This window comes from Oleiphilus sp. HI0123 (genome assembly GCF_001635315.1).
Window position 1 is genome coordinate 1 of sequence record NZ_LWGE01000473.1, and the last position, 1,559, is coordinate 1,559.

1 protein-coding gene and 1 pseudogene are annotated in these 1,559 nt (G+C 42.8%); both read left to right on the forward strand.

Annotation, left to right across the window (positions count from 1 at the left end):
- The coding region (locus A3761_RS04515) for a PA14 domain-containing protein (protein WP_231881158.1) at nt 1–1,163 on the forward strand (1,163 nt) is incomplete at its 5' end.
- Between the two features lie 151 nt (nt 1,164–1,314).
- Nucleotides 1,315–1,559 (forward strand): annotated as a pseudogene (locus A3761_RS04520) (inorganic phosphate transporter); the annotation flags it as partial.

The window sequence follows — 1,559 nt, forward strand, 5'->3', positions numbered from 1 at the left end:
TGTGGAAATCTATCGGGGGTAAAAATGTAAGAGCTCTAACTAGAAATGCTCGATTTCCGCTCAGCTCTAGTTCAAGTGAACTTGTCCAGGAGCTAGACTTTATTGATTCAAAGGGCGATAAATATGGGCAACGGCTAAGAGGTTTGCTTATGGTCCCCGAAAGCGGTGCCTATACCTTCTGGCTAAGCGCAGACGAAAGCGCAGAAGTTTGGTTATCTGGCGATGATACTCCCGACAATAAGCGATTGATCGCTTTTGTTAATAAGCCTTCTGGATACAAAATTTGGGATCGTTATAAAACTCAGAAGTCGCCTACTATTAACTTAGACGCTGGAACACCATACTATTTCGAAGTATTGCATAAAGACCACCTAGGTGGAGACTACTTAAATGTCTCATGGTCAGGGCCAGGTTTTGAGCTGACCACGCTAACGAGTGAAAACTTAGCATACTATGACCACGAATCAGGTTTAGCTGAAAGTTACCAGGATGGTTATCATGTCGGTTACCACTCAGGTAACCTTCTATCCCCCTATGATAATCGCTATCTGCCAATAGACAGTGATAATGACGGTTTACCTAATTTCTATGAATTAGCGATTGGAACAGATCCTAATGATGATGCCGATGCTTTTTCTGATAGTGATGGCGACCTATTAAGCAATGTTGATGAGTATTTCATTCTAAGCAACCCACTAGATGAGGACACCGATAACGACGGTATTCCTGATGGGTATGAGGTATTGGTTGGTCTCAACGTTCTAGATTCATCGGACGCCGTAAATGACAATGATGGTGATGGCTCGTCTAATCTTGATGAATATTTGGCAGGGACACAAATAGACAACGCAAGCAGCGTACCGGAACTCCCGTCAACCCCTGATTCGGGTGGACAAGATATTTACGCTGTTGAGCTTAATTGGTCGGCACCAAACACTAGAGAGGATGGAAGCGCTTTGAGCCAGGGCGATATCAAGTCTTATAAAATTTATCGTGGGGCAAGTAGTGGCAATATGGTGTTGCTAATAACCGTAACAGACCCTGAAGCGACTTCGGTTGCTTTGGAATCTCTAAGCGCTGGTACTCATTACTTTGCGATCAGTACCGTGACTAAGGATAACTCTGAGAGCAAAAAGTCTTCGATTGTCGAAGTAAATATATAGAGAATTGTAATTGCCTTGTACCAATATAAGGTGGATTTGTTGCCGGGATTTTGCTACCAAGTTAAATAAATTCAAATAATTGTTACATTTATGTGACGGTCGATTTATAGTGCGCACAATATCAAACTCTAATGGTAAAGGTGTGCATGATATGGATTTAAAATCTGCTCAAAAAATCGATTCTGCTGTGAACGATAGTCGAAAAGAATTTTCTCGTCTGGGGCTGGCATTTTTATTCTTAGCCGGGATTCTAGCTTACGTCGCGACAAGCTTCCAGCTTGGACAAGGTTCTTTGGTTTTATCTATCGCCGCAGTAGTTGGCGGCTATATGGCAATGAATATAGGTGCCAATGATGTGGCCAATAACGTTGGCCCAGCGGTTGGCTCAAAAGCGCT